The following is a 21096-nucleotide window of genomic DNA, read 5'->3' on the forward strand; positions in this document are numbered from 1 at the left end:
GGCCTCCGCTAGCTGTTTGTCCATTGTGGCTTGCGCTTTTGCAAAAACGCATTCACACCCTCAGTCTGATCGTGTGTATTGAACAGCTGTAAAAACAGTTCACGCTCTAAAACCAATCCAGCCGCGTGAGTTTGGCTGCGTCGACCTTGAATGAGCGTTTTGCACGCAGAAATGGATTTCGGTGATTGGCCCGCAACACGCTGTGCTAGCTCCATAGCCGCTTCGAGTGCTTGACCTTTCGCCACCACCTCTTCGACTAACCCAATTTTTTCCGCTCGCTCGGCCGTCACACGCTCGCCACACAGGATCATACGCTTCGCCCAACCTTCACCTACCAACGCGGTCAGGTTTTGCGTCCCTCCCGCACACGGCAACAAACCTACCGATGCTTCAGGAAGTGCCATTTGTACTTGTTCTTCTGCGATACGAATGTCACACGCCATCGCCACTTCCAGACCGCCGCCCATCGCATAGCCATTAATCGCTGCGATAGAAACCCCATCGAATGCAGAAAGCGCTTCAAACGCTTCACCAAATGCGAACGCCATGTCCGCTGCTTGTGATTTATCACCCGATGCAAAGTTATTAAGATCTGCTCCAGCAGAGAAGAACTTCTCGCCTTCGCCTGTTAAAACCAACGCATAAATAGAGCAATCATTGCTAAGTTCAATCGCCAACTCTTTTAGCTGATTCAAAGACTCAAGCGTCCAAGTGTTCGCTGGCGGATTACTAATCGTGAGCTTGGCAATATGCGCTTCGCGCTCTAATTTGATTTGTGCCGTCATAATCTTTCAGTCCTTTTTAATTTCTTTAGGTAAGGCTGTGTCTCGCTGACTAAAGCAGCTCAACGCCTTCCGTTAGTAATCGTCTTGCGACGATCAGACGCATGATTTCGTTGGTACCTTCAAGGATTTGGTGAACACGAACGTCTCGGAAATGGCGCTCGACTGGGTATTCTTTGATGTAGCCATAGCCACCGTGAATTTGCAGCGCCTGATCGCAGACTTTAAAGCCCACATCAGTAGCAAAGCGTTTTGCCATGGCACAGTACGCGCTTTTTTCTGCGTGCTGAGCATCGAGTTTAGCGGCAGCGAGTCGCACCATTTGACGCGCAGCGACCAGCTCAGTCGCCATATCAGCAAGCTTGAACTGCAACGCTTGAAATTGCGCCAGTGAACGGCCGAACTGTTTGCGTTCGTTCATGTATTGCTTGGCTTCGTTCAGTGCTTGTTGCGCAGTACCGACGGAACAAGTAGCGATATTGATTCGACCACCATCAAGGCCAAGCATGGCGAACTTAAAGCCTTCTCCCTCTTCACCCAACAGATAGTCAGCCGGAATGCGGACATTTTCGAAGGTAATCATGCGAGTTGGCTGGCAGTTCCAACCCATTTTGGCTTCTTTTTTACCGTAGCTAATGCCTTCGCAATCAGCAGGAACAACGAATGCAGAAACGCCACCCGCTCCTTCACCACACGAACGCGCCATCACGACCAATACATCTGTATCACCCGCGCCAGAGATAAACACTTTTGCGCCATTGAGGACAAACTCATCGCCATCACGCACTGCGCTAGTCGTTAGAGAAGCGGCGTCAGAGCCGGCATTAGGTTCGGTTAAACAGTAGGAAGCGAGCTTTTCACCCGAAATTAGATCCGCGCTAAATTGCTGCGCCACTTCGGCTTTGGCAAAACTGGTGATCATCCACGTCGCCATGTTGTGAATGGTCATAAACGCAGTAGTCGCGGTACAACCCATAGCCAACTGCTCGAAAATGATCGCCGCATCCAAACGAGATAACCCCAAGCCACCGTGCTCTGGTGGCGTGTAGATACTCAAAAAGCCCAGCTCACCCGCCTGACGCAGTACATCTTTAGGGAAGTGATGGTTTTCATCCCACTCGGCCGCGTGCGGCGCTAACATTTGGTCTGCAAACTGCTTTGCTACTTCGGCAAACGCGAGTTGATCTTCGTTTAATTCAAAATCCATCTTGAAGTCCTAAGGTCTAATTCGTTGCATTTGTATCCGAGCCAAGCCCTCTAAAAGGATGAAGGGCTTGGCTAGAGGTGTCGCTAATCCAGTAATTAGCTAAGTTGAATAGTCATGTTTGGACCGCTTGGAATGTCATCTTCAAACCAACGCGCGGTGACAGTTTTCGTCTCGGTGTAGAAGCGAACCGCTTGTTTACCGTAAGCATGCAGGTCGCCGTAGAAGCTGCCTTTCCACCCAGTAAACGAAAAGAACGGCAATGGCACCGGAATCGGTACGTTGATTCCTACGTTACCTACTTCGATATTGTGTTGATACTTTCTCGCGGCAGCGCCGTTCGCCGTGAAAATAGACGTACCATTACCAAAGCGGTTTGCATTGATCAGTTCAATCGCTTCATCTAGGTCATCCACTTCCATAGTTAACAGTACAGGCCCGAAAATTTCTTCCTGATAAATCGACATGTCTGTGGTCACGTTGGTAAACAATGTTGGCCCCACCCAGTTACCGTTCGGGAAGCCAGGTACTTGGCAATCTGTCCCGTCCAGAACACAATTCGCGCCTGACGCTTTGCCTTCATTAATCAGATTCACCACTCGCTGCTTCGCTTGAGGGCTAATCAGTGGACCATAACCGGCGGTTTCATCATCCCACGCGCCAGGCTGAACCTGAGCTAACGCCTCTTTAAGCTCAGGAATCCATTCTTTGGTTTCGCCGACAAATACGGCAACCGAAATCGCCATACAGCGTTGGCCTGCAGCACCAACTGACGCGCCAACTAGGTTATTGATGACTTGCTGTTTGTTTGCATCCGGCATGATGACCATGTGGTTCTTAGCACCTGCAAATGACTGCACGCGTTTCAGGTTGTCTGTACCTGTTTTGTAGATGTACTCACCAACGGGCACTGAGCCGACAAAAGAGATCGCACGAACGACGGGATCAGTCAGAATGCGATCGACTTGCTCTTTGGTGCCGTGAACAATTTGCAAAACACCTTTTGGTGCACCTGCTTGTTCAAACAGCTCCGCCAGTTTCATTGCCGTTAGTGGCACTTGCTCTGACGGCTTCAAAATAAAGGTGTTGCCACAAGCGATCGCCATTGGGAACATCCACAATGGAATCATCGCAGGAAAGTTAAACGGTGTGATGCCAGCACAAACACCGAGCGGTTGAATGTAAGAGTAACCATCAATATTGGTTGCGACATTCTCAACCGTTTCACCCATCATTGAGCTACAAATGTTCGCCGCTTGTTCTACGACTTCAATCCCGCGCCAAATGTCACCCTTTGCATCCGCAAGAGTTTTGCCTGTCTCACTTGAAAGCAGTATCGCCAACTCATCGTGTTGCTCTTTTAGCAAGTGTTGGTAGCGCAACATCAATCTAGCACGCTCCGGAGCGGCAACTTCTTTCCAACGCTTGAACGTTTCCGTTGCGCTAGCAATCGCCGCATTCATTTCCGATTCCGTGGCACAAGGTACTTGTGCAATCACTTCGTTGGTTGCCGGGTTGGTTACATCTAGCCATTGTTTTGAATCGGAGATGGCAAATTCACCACCGATATACTGCTTTACTTGTTCTGTCATGATGACATCCTTGTATTTTTCTGCTTGTTACTGACTACTGTTATGTAAGTGAAACTTTGTTGAGAGTGATTTAGCAGATTTCAATCGCGATAGCGGTAGCTTCGCCGCCGCCAATACAAAGCGATGCAACGCCACGCTTACCACCAGTTTGTTTTAGCGCATGAATCAAAGTGACAAGGATTCGATTGCCACTTGCGCCTATTGGATGCCCTAGCGCACAAGCGCCGCCACGTGGATTCACTTTGCTTGCATCCAACTCAAGCGCTTTCACTGCGTACTGCGTTACAACTGCAAACGCTTCATTGATTTCCCAAAGGTCCACGTCTGATTTGTCCCAGCCCGTTTTTTCCAGCAGCGATTCAATCGCGAAGACTGGTGCGATGGTGAACTCATCAGGCTGTCTTGCATGCGTGCTGTACGCGACAATTTTGGCTAGAGGCTGAAGGTTTTCCTGACGACCAAACTCACTATCGACTAAGATCATTGCCGACGCACCATCCGAAATGGAACTAGAGTTTGCTGCGGTTACGCCGCCATCTTTGGCAAACGCAGGGCGTAAGGTAGGAATTTTAGTGACGTCGAGTTTGCTCGGTTGCTCATCATCTACAACCAGGGTTTCGCCGCGTCGACTTTTTACGTTAACAGGCACGATCTCTTCTTTGAACAAACCTTGTTCGATTGCTTGCTGCGCACGAGTCACCGACTGTTGCGCCCAGGCATCCATACTTTCACGGCTGAACTGATACTTTTGCGCCGTCTGTTCTGCAAAGACACCCATCAGCTCGCCTTGGTAGGCATCCTGCAACCCGTCATAAAACATGTGATCAAGCACTTGCTCGTGACCTAAACGGAAACCATCACGCGCTTTCTTTAATAGATAAGGAGAAGACGACATGTTTTCCATGCCACCAGCGATGACAGCATGCGCATTACCAGATTGAATAAGGTCATATGCCAGCATGACGGTTTTCATACCCGATCCACAAACTTTGTTCAGTGTCGTACAACCAATCGATTGTGGCATTTCAGCTTTAAGACTTGCTTGTCTTGCAGGCGCTTGCCCCACACCGGCGGGTAAAACGCATCCCATCAACACTTCGTCTATTTTGTGCACATCGAGTTGGCTTTCGGCTAGCGCCCCTTGAATGGCTTTCGCACCGAGTTCCGTGACATCTGTTGAAGCTAATGCACCTTGAAAAGAGCCGATAGGCGTTCGCTTAGCGGCAACAATCCATGTTTCATTTTTCATTCCATTAACCTTTTATTGACGTTTACGTCATAACTATACTAACATTTACGTTAACGTCAAGTTTGAGGTTATTGTTTGTTCGAGTGATTCTTTGATTTCGAGTAAATGCGAGTGATATCAAGGCTCAAGAGTGGATGTTGTTTGTTTACTTTAACGTTAACGAATTGTATATTCATGTAAATGTTATACGAAAGTCGTAAGGTTAAGGAATGAACACATTTAAGATCAGCGAGCTCGCGAAAGAGTTCGACATTACTACTCGAAGCATTCGCTTCTACGAAGATTTAGGTCTCCTAACTCCGGAACGTAAAGGCAACACACGAATCTACAATGGTCGCGATCGAATTCGACTAAAACTGATTTTGCGAGGTAAGCGATTGGGCTTTTCTCTTGCAGATATCAAAGAGTTATTTGAACTCTACGATACCGATCAAAGTACTGAGCAGTTGAACTATATGATTCGGTTGATCGAAGAGAAGAAGGCAGCATTGCAACAGCAAGCAAACGACATTCAAGCGGTAATGATGGAGTTAAATGCTGCGCAGTTGCGATGCCAAAACACACTGAGATCCATGAAAGGCGAAAAAGTCACCTAACACCTCAACTCTGGGATGTAGGTGACGTAAAGGCAAGGACACGCAATGAAATCTACCTACTCTTCCCTGAACTTTGTTTATGACGAAAATACCGATTTGCTTCGCGAGCAAATCAATAGTTTTGCTGCAAGAGAAATTGCGCCGCTAGCGCAATCTATCGACCAAACTAACGACTTTCCAAACCATCTTTGGTCCAAATTAGGTGACATGGGTCTTTTAGGTGTAACCACCAGCGAAGAGTTTGGTGGTGCAGGCATGGGCTATCTCGCCCACGTTATCGCTATGGAAGAAATCAGCCGAGCATCCGCTTCGGTTGCGTTAAGTTACGGCGCTCACTCCAACCTTTGCGTCAACCAAATCCACCGTAACGGCACACAAGCGCAAAAAGAGAAATACCTACCTAAGCTCATCTCCGGTGAACATATCGGCGCCCTTGCTATGAGTGAACCCGGCGCCGGCTCTGATGTGGTCTCTATGCAGCTTAAAGCCGAACGTAAAGGCGATATTTTCCTATTAAATGGCAACAAAATGTGGATCACCAACGGCCCTGATGCACACACCTATGTTGTCTACGCAAAAACCGACCCAAGCCAGCACTCCAAAGGCATCACGGCGTTTATTGTGGAACGCGGATTCCCTGGATTTACTCAAGCACAAAAACTCGACAAGTTGGGCATGCGCGGCTCGAATACGTGTGAGCTGGTCTTCCAAAACTGCGAAGTCCCTGCGGAGAATATTCTCGGCGAAGAAAACCAAGGCGTGAAAGTATTGATGAGCGGCCTCGACTACGAACGTGTGGTGCTTGCAGGCGGCCCACTTGGCATCATGCAGGCGTGTATGGATATCGTTGTGCCTTACATTCACGACCGTAAACAGTTCGGTAAATCCATCGGTGAATTCCAGCTAGTTCAAGCAAAAATCGCGGATATGTACACACAAATGAATGCCGCTAAAGCGTATGTTTACGCCGTCGCTGCCGCTTGTGATCGCGGTGAAACCACACGTAAAGATTCTGCTGGCGCGATCCTCTACAGCGCAGAGCTGGCAACCAAGATGGCACTGGATGCGATTCAACTACTTGGCGGTAACGGCTACATCAACGAGTTTGATACGGGCCGTTTGTTGCGAGATGCCAAGCTGTATGAAATCGGTGCGGGCACTTCAGAAATTCGCCGCATGCTTATTGGTCGCGAATTGTTTAACGAAAGCGCCTAATCATCATACCTAGGCGGTTCGAACTCGAAACAACTTCCTTATTCAATCTAAATCTTATTCAACCTAAATAAAGACGGGTGGTGACACCCGTCTACCGAATGGAGATCGGCTATTTATGGCTTGTTTGACGACCAATATTAATACCCATTCAGAGCAGTATCAGGAAAACTACCGCTCTATGGCGTCACTTGTAGATCAACTTTATACCGTGACTGCCCAAATAGAAGATGGTGGCGGTGAGAAAGCCCGCGAGCATCAGCAGAAGAAAGGCAAACTTCCGGTACGTGAGCGCATTCTTGCCCTACTCGACCCTGGTTCGTCCTTTCTAGAAATTGGTCAATTTGCTGGCTGGGATGTGTATCCAGATTACGTTCCATGTGCTGGAGTGGTTGCCGGTGTGGGTGTAATTGACGGCACCGAGTGTATGATCGTTGCCAACGACGTGACGGTAAAAGGCGGCAGTTACTACCCACTCACCGTGAAAAAGCACTTAAGAGCACAAGAAATTGCAGAAAAATGCCAACTGCCGTGTGTTTACTTAGTCGACTCTGGCGGCGCTAACCTACCCCGCCAAGATGAGGTATTCCCAGATAAAGACCATTTTGGCCGTATTTTCTACAACCAAGCCCGTATGTCGGCCAAAGGCATTCCACAAATTGCGGTGGTCATGGGGCTATGTACCGCTGGCGGCGCTTATGTTCCTGCCATGTGCGACGTATCCATCATAGTCAAAGAACAAGGCACGATTTTTTTGGCAGGTCCACCTCTTGTAAAAGCAGCGACAGGTGAAGAAGTCAGCGCGGAAGATCTTGGTGGCGCAGACGTTCATTGTCGCACCTCTGGTGTGGCGGACTATTACGCAGAAAATGATCACCACGCGTTAGAGTTGGCAAGACAAGCCGTTTCTCAAATTAACCACTTGAAACCCGTTCAACTCAAGCAAAAAGCACCACAGGAACCACGTTTTCCTGCCCAAGAGCTGTACGGCATCGTCGGAACCGATCTCAAAAAGCCGTTTGATGTTAAAGAGGTCATTGCCCGAATTGTTGATGATTCCCAGTTCGATGAATTTAAAGCCCTGTTCGGCGAAACCTTGGTCTGTGGCTTTGCCCATATTCACGGTATGCCGATTGGCATTGTCGCTAACAACGGCATTCTATTTTCAGAATCAGCACAAAAAGGCGCGCATTTTATTGAGCTGTGCGCACAACGCAAAATTCCTCTGCTTTTCTTGCAGAATATAACGGGCTTTATGGTCGGTCAGAAGTACGAAGCCGAAGGCATCGCCAAACATGGTGCGAAAATGGTAACTGCTGTTGCGTGTGCAGACGTGCCGAAGTTTACCGTGGTTATTGGTGGATCGTATGGCGCAGGAAACTACGGCATGTGTGGCCGCGCTTATGATCCAACCATGATGTGGATGTGGCCAAACGCGCGCATCTCCGTCATGGGTGGAGAGCAAGCGGCTGGCGTGATGGCGCAAGTGACCCGCGATATCAAAACTCGCAAAGGTGAAAGCTGGAGCGCGGAGGAAGAAGAAGCGTTCAAACGTCCAATTGCGGAGCAATATCAGACTCAAAGTCACGCTTATTACGCCAGTGCTCGTTTGTGGGACGACGGCATTATTGACCCTGCGAAAACCCGTGATGTTGTCGGCATTGCTCTGTCTGCTGCGCTTAATGCGCCAATACCAGACAGCAAATTTGGCATCTTCCGTATGTAGCCGGATGCAAGGCAAACCTTAACTCCTCGCGAATACCGATGTTTATACAAGTAACGGTTAGCGAGCATTGGAATAGAGACTGAAATGTCAGACAAAGGAAGTCACATGACCGGACTACTGCTTGAAAAAGACAGCAATGGCGTTGCTTGGTTGAGCCTCAATCGACCAGAGAAACACAACGCGTTTAATGATGAATTAATTGCTTCACTTATCGAAACCTTGGAAAAACTTGAGAGAGACGACTCTCTACGTGCATTGGTACTAACGGCGCAAGGGAAACACTTTTCTGCGGGTGCGGATCTTGGCTGGATGCAGTCAATGGCCACCAAAACCGAGAGTGAAAACCTGCAAGATGCACAGCAACTAGCAAAACTTTTGCATACGCTGGATACCTTTAGCAAACCGACTATTGCTATGGTGCATGGCGCTGCATTTGGCGGCGCACTTGGGCTTATCTGCTGCTGCGATATCGCTATTGGTACACCTGAAAGCCGCTTCTGTTTGAGTGAAGTGAAGCTCGGTTTGTTACCCGCCACCATCGGACCTTACGTAATCCGAGCGATTGGACAACGACAAAGCCGACGCTACTTTTTAACCGCGGAACTGATTGATGCCGAAACCGCGCTATCGATGAGTATTCTTCATCAGATAGACGCTCAACCACGTGAAGCCGTCAATCGCACCATTGATCACCTGCTCAACAACGGTCCACAAGCCATGCAGGCTGCAAAAGCACTTTGTTTACGCTGTGATAACCAACCTATCGATCATTCATTAATTGAATACACCAGCCAAGCTATTGCAACCGCTCGCGTGTCCAGTGAAGGACAAGAAGGACTAGCTGCATTTTTTGAAAAGCGCGCCGCCAATTGGAGGAATCATGTTTAAAAGAATACTGATCGCAAACCGCGGTGAAATTGCCTGCCGAATCATTAAAACCGCAAAAAGCATGGCTATCGAGACGGTAGCCGTCTATTCCGAAGCGGATCGCAGCAGCTTACATGTTAAACAAGCGGATTTCGCTGAATTCATTGGCCCCGCTCCTGCGAGTGAATCGTATCTCGATATCGATGCGATTATCGGCGCTGCGAAAAAATGGCAAGCCGATGCTATCCACCCTGGGTATGGCTTTCTTTCCGAGAACCCGAAACTGGCGAAAGCGTGCAGCGAAAATGGCATTGTTTTTATTGGCCCTTCCACCAGCGCAATTGAAGCAATGGGTTCGAAGTCGCAAGCCAAAGCCATCATGTCAGAGGCGAACGTACCATTGGTTCCGGGCTATCACGGCACAGACAACAGCGTAGAGCATTTATTAGCAGAAGCTGAAAAAATCGGTTACCCAGTGATGCTTAAAGCAACCCAAGGGGGTGGCGGTAAAGGCATGCGAGTAGTCAATAGCGCAGCCGAAATGCCGCTGGCCATCGACGGTGCGCAGCGTGAAGCACTTTCAAGCTTTGGCGACAAGCAGCTTCTAATCGAAAAATGCATATTGCAGCCTCGCCACGTTGAAGTTCAGGTATTTGCTGACCAACATGGCAACTGTGTCTATCTTTCTGATCGCGATTGCTCCATTCAACGCCGTCACCAAAAAGTTGTGGAAGAAGCACCAGCTCCCGGTCTTAGTGATGAACTGCGTAAACAAATGGGTGAAGCTGCGGTTCAGGCCGCTCAAGCGATCGACTATGTTGGCGCGGGCACGGTGGAGTTCTTACTCGATAGCCGAGGTCAATTCTACTTCATGGAGATGAATACCCGTCTGCAAGTTGAACACCCTGTCACTGAATTGATCACCAGCGTTGATTTGGTGGAGTGGCAATTCAAAGTTGCAGCTGGCGAGCATTTACCTATTTCGCAATCTGAAATCACCCACAACGGCCATTCAATTGAGCTGCGAATTTACGCAGAAGATACAGACAATGACTTTATGCCGTCGACTGGCCGCATTGACTACTTAAAAGAACCCGTATCAGACAGTAATGTGCGCCTAGCGTGCGTACGCGTTGATAGTGGTGTTACCCAAGGCGATAGCATCAGCGAATATTACGATCCAATGATCAGCAAACTGATCGTCTGGGGGCAAACTCGTGATATCGCGCTCAAGCAGCTTAAGCAGGCGTTAAGTCAATATCACGTACGTGGCGTAACGACAAACATTGGTTATCTGCACAGCATTATTTCTCAGCCAGCCTTTGCCGAGGTTGAGCTTGATACAGGTTTCCTCGTCACACATCAACAAGGCATAAATGAGCAGCAAGACGTGCCGGATTCTATTTGGCTAACGTTGGCGGCTGTTGCTCACTGGAATGATCTCATTTCAAAATCAGTCAACTCAACGTTACCCGCGCCAACCAAACGAGGTTTTAGACTGTCAGTTGACAACGTATATCGATTTAACTTCACGGATGCCAATGCCAACCATCAGATACGTTTGCAACAATCATCGCAAGATACAGGTTCTCACGTCACTGTCCGATGCGGCGAGGAATTGCATCAAGTCATCCTGCTTGAAAGTGGCAACCAGTTTATCGTCGATATTGATAATGTGCGTTACACCTTTAATGCACTTAGCGATGAGCAACAGACAACACTGTTTTATCTTGGCCAGCAACGCACGTTTGCTCATCAACCTAACTTTGACTCTGCAAAAGATATTGACGATGAACTAAGTCCAACCGCACCACTCAACGGCATAATTTCAGCAGTTATGGTGGCTAAAGGTGACGAAGTGGCGGCGGGCGATCCGCTTTTGGTACTCGAAGCAATGAAAATGGAATACACCATCACGGCTCCGGTAGCAGCAAAAGTCGACGAATTGTTTTATCAGCACGGGGACCAAGTACAGCACGGTTCCATCCTGCTGAATTTGGCTTTGATATCGGATAACGTCAGTGAAGATAAGGAGCGCGAATATGCTACCAGCGAAGGTTAATATCGTCGAAGTCGGCGCTCGTGATGGTCTGCAAAATGAAACGTCAGTGACGCTGGTTGATAAAATCCGTTTGATTAACCAACTAAGCAGCAGTGGCTTAAAGCATATTGAGGCGGGATCTTTCGTCTCTCCAAGGTGGGTGCCTCAAATGGCCGATTCCGATCAGGTGTTTGCTGGTATCTCAAAAAAGCCTGACGTGGTTTATAGCGCTCTCACACCAAATCTCGCAGGGTTAGAACGTGCGCTGGAAAGCGGTGTAAAGCAAATTGCGGTATTTGGCTCCGCTTCAGAAACGTTCAGCCAGAAGAACATCAACTGCAGCATTACCGAAAGTCTCGCTCGATTTGAGCCCGTTATCGAATTGGCGAACCAACATAACATTCCTGTACGCGGGTACTTGTCTTGTACCATGGTGTGCCCATATGAGGGAGTAATCAAGCCAGAGCAAACTACCAAGGTCGCCAATACGTTGTTTGATATGGGATGTTATGAGATTTCGCTCGGTGATACTGTCGGTAAAGCAACGCCTAATCGCGTTATCGCCATGCTGGATTCGTTGTTAACGCTACTGCCAAAAGACGCGCTCGCAGTACATTTTCATGACACTTATGGGCAAGCATTAGCCAATATCTATCAAGCCTTGTTAATGGGCATCAACACCATTGATAGCGCAGTAGCGGGGCTCGGCGGCTGCCCTTACGCGAAAGGAGCTAGTGGCAATGTTGCAACGGAAGATGTACTTTATCTGTGTGAGCAACTTGGGATTGAAACAGGCGTTGACCTTAGCGTCATCAATGAAGCGGGTTGGCAAATTTGCCGTGCGTTAGGAAAGTCTCCTGCTTCTAGGGTCGCATTAGCTCTGGGCGATCCGTATAGCTTGTAAATCATCAACAACCAATCAGGTAATGTATTTCAACGGGCATGCAGACGTACGTGCCCGTTTTTTGTTGTTACTCATAAAAACCTTAACGCTCAACGGTCTTCATCACATTAATTAGTGTCTGATTTCAGCTACAATTTAGTTTCAAAGCGAACATATAAAACAGGATCAGGTAAATGCTCATAACATTTCGTTGTCGAAGCCACTCAAACGTCACAATGTTTGGTGATATTGCATTAGATATGCTCAAAATGATGGGGCACAGCGGCACTGTGCCGGGATCAATTTCCGCTCAAGATGTTCCTGACGCGCTATCAAAATTAACTTCTGCTCTATCTGCGAAAAATGCAGCTGAAGAAAACCTCCCTACTGATGTAGACGAAGAGGAAGAACAAGCAGAGCCCGCGGTAAGCCTAGGACGCAGAGCGTTTCCACTGATTGAGTTGCTAAAATCAGCAATCAAAGAAGAATGCGAAGTCATGTGGGACAACCAATAACGCCTTCAAACTGGTTTCTAGCGAGGTGAATCCGTGTTGTGACCGCCTCGCTATGGTTACTCGACACCAAGATAAGAACACCAATACCGCTTATCGCCCTATCCGTTTCTCTCCCTAGACAACTTGATTTGCCCATCAATGTGCACATCTCGTTGTGGAAACGCGATTTCAATGCCGTGCTTTTCGAAAGCTTCGTAGATTTCAAAACGCATGGCACTTGCGACCGAGCGAATACCGCCCTCAACCGTTGAGTTAATCCAAAAATAAGATTCGAAGATCAAAGCATTGTCACCAAAGTCTTGAAAAAACACATCTGGCGCTGGCGAACTCAGAACTTGCGCTTGCTGCGAAGTCACTTCCGCCATTAAGGCAGCAACCTGTTTGACATCGCTCCCATACGCGACACCGACGACGACAGAGCCACGAACTAATCTGTCGCATAACGTCCAGTTGATCACCACGTTCTCAATCAACTGACTGTTGGGTATGAGCATATGAACACCATCGGTTCGCCTGATTCTCGTTGAGCGTGTATTTATTTGCTCGACAATGCCTTTGGCGCCCTCAACCTCTAAAAAGTCCCCAATTCGGATTGGCTTTTCACCAATCAAAATCCAGCCACTTATGAAGTTGTTAATGATGTTTTGCGCACCAAAACCGAAGCCGATAGCGATGGCACCAGACAGAAAGGCGAACGCGGTGATTGGCACATTGATCATCGAAAGTGTGGTCATAAAAATAATGGCTAGAGCGATGACAAATAATATCCGTTTAACCAAATGAATAACGTTTGGATCTTTCCCCGATGAGGACATTCTTGACGTAACGGTTTTGATTAAAATTTTGGACAACCATAAAGCGACAATCACCCATGTCGGCACCATCAATATCGCCCACAACGTGATAGGTTGTTCGTTAAAGGTAAACAGTGTTGTTTCTAAAAATGAAATGACCCGTTCGAACATAAAGTGCTCACTCTTGATTCATCGTTGCCAGCAAGCCAGAGCGCATAAGTCATAAATTTTTGGATCAATCGATAGCGCAGCGGCTCAATTAAGTTCTTCTTATTAACTATATTGTAATCTACGTAAAACGCTTCGAGTGGTTTCCCACTTTGGCTTCAACCGATTAAGCCATTTAGGGAATACGTCTTTGTGAACTAAACGAGCCAATCAACCAACTGGATACGCAAGGCAAATCAGTGATAACTTTCTGATTTTTAAGCATCAAATTTTCACTTCGAATCACTCTCACCTATTATGCACCTTATTGCAAATAACATTGATGGAATGATTGTTATGTCAGAACTGACTCGGATGCGCTCTGGAGAAACCTATAATTGTCTGGATGAAGAACTAAAGCTAATGCGCGCCAAAACTGCGCAGCTTGTCTTCCAATTTAACCACGAGCCAAACCCAGATATCCGTAGACAACTATTGGCGGAAATGGGCGTCCAATTAAAAAATAGCGCCTGTATAGAGCCACCGCTACAACTTACCTACGGTTGTCACTTGTCCATCGGAGAAAACACCTACATCAACTGGGATGCCATTATTCTGGACAATGGGCAGGTTGAGGTTGGCGCGAACGTCATGATTGGGCCTAGAGTGCAAATTTACACAGCCGCTCATTCACTCGATACACAAAGACGCTTAGCCGGAGATGAGATCGCCAAACCGGTAACAATTGGCAATAACGTTTGGATTGGTGGGGGCGCAATCATACTGCCGGGCGTGACCATTGGCGATGAGGCCGTCGTCGGCGCTGGCTCTGTCGTAACCAAAGACGTTGCGCCGGGCGATCGAGTTGTTGGAAATCCGGCGCGCTCCATTAAACCAAAAAACTGAAGAAAGTCGCTATTTCGCCAAATGCTCGCGAATAATATTAGCGAGCAGATTGAGAGCATGAACATATTTGTCATTGAGCTCAAAAGAAGCGTTAAGACGAATACAGTGATCGTATTGTTCTGTCAGGCTGAACATCTTTCCCGGTGCGATGCTGATATTACCTTTTAGCGCTTCTCGATATATCTGCAAGGCATCAATATGCTTGGGAAGCTCTAACCAAATAAAGTACCCACCGCTTTGGCTTAACACTTTGACTGCTTCAGGTAACAGCTCACTAAGCAGAACCGTCATCTTACTTTTACGTTCAAACAGCTTTTTCTGTAACTGCTTCAAATGAGATTCATAATTGCGGCTTGTTAAATAGTGTACCAATGTCATTTGCACTGGTGCACTCGTCGCTAATGTACTCATTAACTGTAACTTTTGTACCTCTAGCGCCCGCTTTCCCGCCGCAACCCAACCAATACGTAGCCCTGCGATTAATGATTTTGAAAACGAGGAGCACAACATGGTATTGCCCGTGTCATCAAACATTCTTAGTGGATAAACCGAGTCATTCCCTGCATGCAGTTCGCTGTACACGTCATCTTCAATCACTGGCACGTTATATCGCTGTGTCAGTTCAATCAGCTTTTGTTTTTTCTCGTTGGAAAGCGTAAAACCCAGAGGATTCTGGAAGTTCGACATCAGCCAGCACGCTTTCACATCGTGTGTTTGCAGCGCTCGTTCCAATGAGTCTAGGTCAATGCCCGTGACTGGGTCTGTTCTTACTGAGAGCGCTTTCAAACCTAACCGCTCTAAGGATTGCAATGCACCATAAAATGCAGGCGACTCCACAACCACCCAATCTCCCGGTCTTGTGCTGGCTTGCAAACTGAGCGTTAACGCCTCCAGCGCGCCTGCCGTAATGACAATTTCATCGGGTGAAATTTCAATGCCTTTCGCAGCATAACGCTTCGCGATGATGGTGCGTAATTGTTCGTTTCCCGGCGGTAAGTTATCAAAGGTGGTGGAAATCGGCATATTGCGAGCGGCTGCGCTCATCGCCCGATTCACGTGATAGCGTGGATACAAACTTGGGTCTGGATAGGCAAAGCCAAAATTGATCATGGATGGATTTTTACTCGCCTGCAGAACATCAAAGATAAACTCATTGATGTCTACCTGCTCTGTCCACGAAACCGCGGCTGGCGCTTGGGGTTCATTTGAACTCTTAATATTGGGAGCGACTCGATAACCAGAGCGCGGCTGTGACGTTACCCAGCCTTGAGATTCCAGAATTTGATAGGCATGCAACACCGTCATCAAGCTTAAACCCGAGTGTTCAGATTGGCGACGCAGAGAAGGCAGCTTGTCACCCGGATGCCATATCCCCGATTTTATCTGCCTTTTAAGCTGTTCCACTAACTCTTGATACTTCGCCAAACGCAAATCCCCTTCCCTAAAGCCGAATTCAAAATAATAACACTTCAATATTTAATCTGTTATAGGTTTATAGTCACTGTCTGTACCTACTTCCCTCATTCCGCTCCTCTTAAAATAGCTCTCTCATAAAACTTAAAAGATCAAAGGAAGTTTAATGTTTGGCCTCGACGCATTTATGCTTGCACGGATACAGTTCGCCTTTACGGTATCCTTTCATATTATTTTCCCCGCTATCACCATAGGTTTGGCCACCTATCTCGCCGTGCTGGAAGGCTTATGGCTAAAAACACGCAATCCCGATTACCAAAAGCTCTATCATTTCTGGTCGAAAATTTTTGCGGTTAACTTTGGGATGGGCGTTGTATCTGGCCTTGTCATGGCCTATCAATTCGGCACCAACTGGAGTGGTTTCTCCGACTTCGCTGGTTCTATCACTGGCCCATTACTGACTTATGAAGTGTTAACGGCATTCTTTCTCGAAGCCGGATTTCTTGGCGTAATGCTGTTTGGTTGGCGTCGCGTCGGCGAAAAGCTGCACTTTTTTGCAACCTCGATGGTGGCGTTAGGAACGATCATTTCGACGTTCTGGATTCTCGCCTCCAACAGTTGGATGCAAACGCCACAAGGCTATGAAATTGTCGACGGACGTGTGGTGCCAACCGACTGGTTTGCTATCGTTTTCAATCCTTCATTTCCTTATCGTTTGGCGCACATGAGCGTCGCGGCTTTCGTCAGTTCAGCACTCTTTGTAGGCGCGTCAGCCGCTTGGCATTTATTGAGAGGCAATCAATCGACTGCGGTAAAAACCATGTTTTCGATGTCGCTCGGGATCTTAGTGTTCCTTGCGCCACTCCAAACCGTGATTGGCGATGTGCACGGGCTAAACACTCTGGAACACCAGCCCGCCAAAATCGCTGCCATCGAAGGACATTGGGATAACAGTGATGGCAAACCAACCCCATTGATATTGTTCGGCATGCCAAACATGGAACAAGAACGCACAGACTATGCCTTAGAAATTCCTGTTTTAGGAAGTTTGATCCTACGCCACAGTTTAACTGAGCCAATCCCGGCACTGAAAGACTTCCCGAAAGAGGAACGACCGAACTCACCTATCGTCTTTTGGTCATTTCGAATCATGGTCGGGCTAGGACTTCTGATGATTTTTCAGAGCTTCTACAGCATATGGTTACGAAAAAAGAACACGCTTTATACCTCGCGTTGGTTCCTCAAGTTTTCATTGTTTATGGGGCCATCTGGTCTTATCGCAATACTCGCTGGCTGGTTTACGACAGAGGTTGGTCGGCAACCTTGGGTCGTGTATGGCGTACAAAAAACGCGTGATGCGGTTTCTGCACACGGAGACCTACAAATGAGCATCAGCCTGCTGTGTTTCCTTGTTGTATACAGCTTGGTATTTGGTTTTGGTTATTACTACATGATCCACCAAATCAAGAAAGGCCCCGATGCAATCGAACACGATGAGCACGACATGACGACCGTTTCAGGTCGCATTTAGAATTTGTCACAAAGTGAAGGTAGAAAATATGCATTTTGATTTATCCGTGATTTGGTTCACGATCATCGTTTTTGCCACTTTGATGTACATCATCATGGACGGCTTCGATTTGGGTATTGGAGTACTGATGCCCTTCATCAAGGATGAAAAGCAAAAAGACGTCATGGTCAACAGTGTCGCACCTGTTTGGGACGGTAACGAAACTTGGATTGTACTTGGAGGCGCATCTCTATTTGGCGCTTTTCCGATGGCTTACGCGGTGATTATTGAAGCGCTAACCATCCCTTTAACGTTGATGTTGATTGCTTTGATCTTTCGTGGCGTCGCGTTTGAGTTTCGCTTTAAAGCATTGGAAAGCCACTTAAAGTTCTGGGATCGCTCTTTTATGGTCGGCTCGATTTTAACCACGTTTTTCCAAGGCATCGTTGTTGGCGCGGTAATTCAAGGCTTTGCGGTGGAAAACCGCGTCTTCGTAGGTAGCCAACTCGACTGGCTCAGCCCTTTTCCCATCTTTTGTGGTTTGGGTTTAGTCGCAACGTACGCGCTGCTTGGTAGCACATGGCTCATCATGAAGACGGAAGGTGAACTGCAAAACACGATGTACCGCTTCACTAACAAAACACTACTGGCGATGATCTCCGCATTAGTCATTGTGAGCGCTTGGACTCCACTTGCTTACCCTACCATTGCGGAAAGATGGTTTTCTCTGCCGAATTTGTTCTACTTACTGCCCGTACCAGTCATTACTGGACTGGTATGTTTGAAGATTGCTGACTCCGTTAAAAAGCGTAAAGAGCGCAGCCCTTTCGTGATGGCGCTAGTGATCGTGATTCTCGGGTTCGCTGGGCTTGGCATCAGTATCTGGCCAAATATCATTCCTCCTAGCATATCAATATGGGAAGCAGCGGCTCCTGCAAGCAGTCAGCGCTTTATGCTCGTTGGAGCAGTGATCATCATCCCGATCATTCTGGCTTACACCTTTTGGAGTTATTACGTCTTCTCTGGAAAAGTGAAAGAAGACGAAGCGTACCATTAACGAGTTGATAAGGAGTGAGTATGAAAATCAAAAATTGGTGCCGACAATGGGCTTGGATGGTTGGAATTTGGGTCGTTAGCGTCGCTGCATTAGGGTTAGTGTCTATGTTATTTCGCGTCATGATGACCGCTGCAGGGTTAAAATCTTAGCGCGGCATTTTTAAGTCAATAAAAAATGGATGCCTCTAGATCTTGTGTAAGAGCTAGAGGCGTTGAACCTAATACTCAATCTTAATGAAAAAGCCAAGCGTTAAGAATCTACTCAAAACATTCTTTCATAAGTCTACATTGCCTGAAGTCGTTCATGCATGCTTACGAGATCAAAAGGTTCAAGCTTTTTCGCAATGCTCAGTAATGCTTCCTTTTTATCTTGCGGTAAACTTTGAAACTTCGACTCTAAACGTAAATCCACTTTGCTAAAAAGTAGCTTTCTAATTTGACTAGCTTTTGCCTTTGATAATTGCAATCCATCATTATCGGAGGTTTCAATTATCATGATAATTCTTGCTAAATCACTGAATTCATCATCAGAGCATAAATAAAGTGATTGTTTGTATAAATAGCCAACCGAAATTTCAAAATCAATATTAAGCGCTTGAATCTGACTGACAATGTTTTAACTCATATCACTTTGAGAAGCAGAGTTGATACAATCATCAAATCGCCTTTCAAATGTAACAAATCGATTATTGAGCTCGTCCAACATAGTCGTATCTTTTGCGAATGATTCTATAGGTAAAACCAATAAGAACATTGGCAGTAGGTATTTTTTCAGCGACCGGCTATTCACAATCAAGTCCTTCTTCTAAAAAACTTTCATGCGGTGTTGGTGCAATTGTTTCTTTCAAATTCAAGTCCATTAAACTCGCCAAATGGCTTTCATTAAACTCTGATAGCTTTTGCAGCTTTAGACTGGCTTCATTAAACTCTTGGTAGAACTTATCAGGTTGAGGTATCACGACTGTTTTTATGTTTGCTCGTGTTGCCGCAAGCATACCCGAATAAGAGTCTTCAAAGGCAATACAGTTACTTGAATCTACACCTAGTTTATTGATTGTTAAAAGGTAGACATCTGGCTCTGGCTTACCCTGCTCTACATCGTCTGACGATGATATCGCGTCAAAGTAACTGGCAATACCGAGTTTGTTCAAAATGATGGGAATGAGTTGATAAGGTGAATTAGTAGACAACCCTATCTTAAACCCTTTTTCCTTAAGCAATTTGAGTGTTTCTGTAACACCCTCTAATTCGCATCCTTTTTCAATTATTAATGCCTCCACTTTATCCACAACAGCATTCTCTACTTCCTCTAGGCTCTTTTCTTGTCAAGGATTACGTTCATACCAAAACCTTGTTACTTCACCTGTCGTCATAGTTGCAGTCTGCTTTGACAGCACTTCGGTCACTTGGACACCAACTGATGAAAACACCTGCTTTTCCGCTTCCTTCCACAAAGGTTCTGAATCAATCAGCAACCCGTCCATATCAAAGACCGCAGCGTATATCATTGGTACATCCTCAGTAAGTTCTATTCGTTGAGTAAGATTTGTCTATTCAACCAAAGCATAGCTTTGCATATAACGAGTGAGAGTATCACATTTGCCTGTGGCTATCAGAGCCAGTTCGATGACTCATCTTTAAGCCTCTACATGACCGATGTGCATGGCTACTTTTAACGCTTGTTTATTGAGATTAGATGCCTCCCAAGCAACAACAACACGACTAGTGAGAGGGATATCATCAATCTCGGCGACTGTCGCGGAATCATCGAGATGTTCAGCCAGTGAGCGCGGTACGAGAGCGATACCTAACCCGGCCTGCGCCATGGCAATCGTCGTACGAAGTTGCGGTGCTGCGAACTGTGGTTCGAGCCTTACTCCTGCGTCGGCAAAAAGTGTGCTCATGCCATCAAACAATGCGGGTCCAGTCTCTCGTGGAAACAGTAAAATTTTATGGCCTCTCAACTGTTTCATCTGGATACAGGGATATTTTGCCAGTTCGTGGCCCGCCGGAATCACTGCGACAAACGGGTCGTTAAACAACACCTTATGCTCAAAAGGCTCACTGGCGTAACAGGGTAGCCGCATGATTGCGAGATCAAGTTGTTTGCTTTTTAACTGAGTGGCAAGCTCTGGCATTGACAGTTCCGCCGTCTGTAAATGAACCCCATTCTCTTGAATACGCCCAATCCTCTCCAATACCTTAATGCAGGTTGATGTTGACGTCGCGAACCCAATTTTAACCTGCGTATTTTCACCACGGGCAATCTGTCGGGCTTTTGCTTTAGCGCGTTCCACATCAGCAAGAATATTTACCGCATCCGTATAAAAGACTTGCCCTGCATGGGTCAGTTCTACTCCTCTAGACAAGCGCTTAAATAAGTCCACGCCAAGCTCGTGCTCTAGCTTTTTGATTTGTTGACTCAAAGGAGGTTGCGCAATCCCTAACTGTTCAGCTGCTCGGGTAAAGTGACGAGTCTCGGCGACCGCGACAAAATACTTCAGGTAGCGAAATTCCATATATTTTCCATATCAAAATAAATCTTTTTTATATTGGATTTAGCACCGTGTAGAAGTCAATCTAAATATACTCTTCATTGCATA

The 21096-nt window shown here is 46.9% G+C and carries 20 protein-coding genes and 1 pseudogene; 11 read left to right on the top strand and 10 right to left on the bottom strand.

Going from position 1 to position 21096, the window contains the following annotated elements; translation table 11 throughout:
- Positions 1-8 precede the first annotated feature (8 nt).
- The 4 genes from J4N43_RS20895 to J4N43_RS20910 form a co-directional block, all read right to left on the bottom strand.
- On the bottom strand, positions 9-785 hold the full coding sequence (locus tag J4N43_RS20895) for an enoyl-CoA hydratase (RefSeq protein ID WP_053349200.1): 777 nt from the start codon (positions 783-785) through the stop codon (positions 9-11).
- A 49-nt stretch (positions 786-834) separates the two neighbouring features.
- Entirely contained in the window at positions 835-1989 is a 1155-nt protein-coding gene (locus J4N43_RS20900) for an acyl-CoA dehydrogenase family protein (protein ID WP_005373226.1), read from the bottom strand.
- Between the two features lie 95 nt (positions 1990-2084).
- Positions 2085-3578, bottom strand: a complete 1494-nt coding sequence (locus tag J4N43_RS20905) for a CoA-acylating methylmalonate-semialdehyde dehydrogenase (RefSeq protein WP_029798081.1) — start codon at positions 3576-3578, stop codon at positions 2085-2087.
- 70 nt (positions 3579-3648) lie between these two features.
- Positions 3649-4827 (bottom strand): thiolase family protein, encoded by a 1179-nt coding sequence (locus J4N43_RS20910; protein WP_053349202.1) that lies wholly within the window; start codon positions 4825-4827, stop codon positions 3649-3651.
- 209 nt (positions 4828-5036) lie between these two features.
- On the opposite strand from J4N43_RS20910, the gene J4N43_RS20915 reads away from it, so the two are divergent.
- The 7 genes from J4N43_RS20915 to J4N43_RS20945 all read left to right on the top strand — a co-directional run bounded on the left by J4N43_RS20915 (position 5037) and on the right by J4N43_RS20945 (position 12667).
- Positions 5037-5423 (top strand): MerR family transcriptional regulator, encoded by a 387-nt coding sequence (locus J4N43_RS20915; protein WP_005373242.1) that lies wholly within the window; start codon positions 5037-5039, stop codon positions 5421-5423.
- A gap of 45 nt (positions 5424-5468) precedes the next feature.
- A complete protein-coding gene (locus J4N43_RS20920) occupies positions 5469-6638 on the top strand; it encodes an isovaleryl-CoA dehydrogenase (protein WP_005373245.1) in 1170 nt (389 codons plus the stop codon).
- A 115-nt stretch (positions 6639-6753) separates the two neighbouring features.
- On the top strand, positions 6754-8361 hold the full coding sequence (locus tag J4N43_RS20925) for a carboxyl transferase domain-containing protein (RefSeq protein ID WP_053349203.1): 1608 nt from the start codon (positions 6754-6756) through the stop codon (positions 8359-8361).
- A 105-nt stretch (positions 8362-8466) separates the two neighbouring features.
- On the top strand, positions 8467-9249 hold the full coding sequence (locus J4N43_RS20930) for an enoyl-CoA hydratase-related protein (RefSeq protein ID WP_017633676.1): 783 nt from the start codon (positions 8467-8469) through the stop codon (positions 9247-9249).
- Complete coding sequence (locus J4N43_RS20935) at positions 9242-11290, top strand: acetyl/propionyl/methylcrotonyl-CoA carboxylase subunit alpha (protein ID WP_053349204.1); 2049 nt, start codon at positions 9242-9244, stop codon at positions 11288-11290. Before J4N43_RS20930 ends, J4N43_RS20935 begins: the two co-directional genes overlap by 8 nt.
- Positions 11271-12173, top strand: a complete 903-nt coding sequence (locus J4N43_RS20940; protein WP_053349205.1) for a hydroxymethylglutaryl-CoA lyase — start codon at positions 11271-11273, stop codon at positions 12171-12173. The genes J4N43_RS20935 and J4N43_RS20940 overlap by 20 nt, the downstream gene beginning before the upstream one ends.
- 173 nt (positions 12174-12346) lie before the next feature.
- Entirely contained in the window at positions 12347-12667 is a 321-nt protein-coding gene (locus J4N43_RS20945) for a DUF1840 domain-containing protein (RefSeq protein ID WP_053349206.1), read from the top strand.
- A 98-nt stretch (positions 12668-12765) separates the two neighbouring features.
- Here the strand turns inward: J4N43_RS20945 and J4N43_RS20950 are convergent, their stop codons facing one another.
- Positions 12766-13632, bottom strand: a complete 867-nt coding sequence (locus J4N43_RS20950; RefSeq protein ID WP_053349207.1) for a mechanosensitive ion channel family protein — start codon at positions 13630-13632, stop codon at positions 12766-12768.
- 333 nt (positions 13633-13965) lie between these two features.
- On the opposite strand from J4N43_RS20950, the gene J4N43_RS20955 reads away from it, so the two are divergent.
- The gene (locus tag J4N43_RS20955; RefSeq protein ID WP_025767897.1) at positions 13966-14514 is read left to right on the top strand and encodes a sugar O-acetyltransferase; all 549 of its coding nucleotides are present in this window, start codon (positions 13966-13968) and stop codon (positions 14512-14514) included.
- Positions 14515-14523: 9 nt separating this feature from the next.
- Here the strand turns inward: J4N43_RS20955 and J4N43_RS20960 are convergent, their stop codons facing one another.
- Complete coding sequence (locus J4N43_RS20960) at positions 14524-15939, bottom strand: aminotransferase-like domain-containing protein (protein ID WP_053349405.1); 1416 nt, start codon at positions 15937-15939, stop codon at positions 14524-14526.
- A gap of 154 nt (positions 15940-16093) precedes the next feature.
- On the opposite strand from J4N43_RS20960, the gene J4N43_RS20965 reads away from it, so the two are divergent.
- The 3 genes from J4N43_RS20965 to J4N43_RS20975 are packed head-to-tail and all read left to right on the top strand — an operon-like array spanning position 16094 to position 18643.
- Positions 16094-17458: a cytochrome ubiquinol oxidase subunit I gene (locus J4N43_RS20965; RefSeq protein ID WP_053349208.1), complete on the top strand. Its 1365-nt coding sequence runs from the start codon at positions 16094-16096 to the stop codon at positions 17456-17458.
- 28 nt (positions 17459-17486) lie between these two features.
- Positions 17487-18494 carry a cytochrome d ubiquinol oxidase subunit II gene (gene cydB, locus J4N43_RS20970; protein ID WP_053349209.1) on the top strand — a complete coding sequence of 336 codons (1008 nt, stop codon included), beginning with the start codon at positions 17487-17489 and terminating at the stop codon, positions 18492-18494.
- Between the two features lie 20 nt (positions 18495-18514).
- A complete protein-coding gene (locus J4N43_RS20975) occupies positions 18515-18643 on the top strand; it encodes a DUF2474 domain-containing protein (RefSeq protein ID WP_005373267.1) in 129 nt (42 codons plus the stop codon).
- A 133-nt stretch (positions 18644-18776) separates the two neighbouring features.
- On the opposite strand, the gene J4N43_RS20980 is transcribed toward J4N43_RS20975, so the two are convergent.
- The 4 genes and pseudogenes from J4N43_RS20980 to J4N43_RS20995 form a co-directional block, all read right to left on the bottom strand.
- On the bottom strand, positions 18777-18989 hold the full coding sequence (locus tag J4N43_RS20980) for a hypothetical protein (RefSeq protein ID WP_242013634.1): 213 nt from the start codon (positions 18987-18989) through the stop codon (positions 18777-18779).
- A 286-nt stretch (positions 18990-19275) separates the two neighbouring features.
- A pseudogene (locus J4N43_RS20985) lies at positions 19276-19788 on the bottom strand (HAD-IA family hydrolase); the annotation flags it as partial.
- A gap of 30 nt (positions 19789-19818) precedes the next feature.
- Entirely contained in the window at positions 19819-20001 is a 183-nt protein-coding gene (locus J4N43_RS20990; RefSeq protein WP_252094176.1) for an HAD family hydrolase, read from the bottom strand.
- Between the two features lie 129 nt (positions 20002-20130).
- Positions 20131-21012, bottom strand: coding sequence for a LysR family transcriptional regulator (locus J4N43_RS20995; RefSeq protein ID WP_047101317.1), 882 nt, complete (start codon positions 21010-21012; stop codon positions 20131-20133).
- Positions 21013-21096 lie beyond the last annotated feature (84 nt).

This window comes from Vibrio sp. SCSIO 43009 (genome assembly GCF_023716525.1).
Taxonomy (GTDB): domain Bacteria; phylum Pseudomonadota; class Gammaproteobacteria; order Enterobacterales; family Vibrionaceae; genus Vibrio; species Vibrio alginolyticus.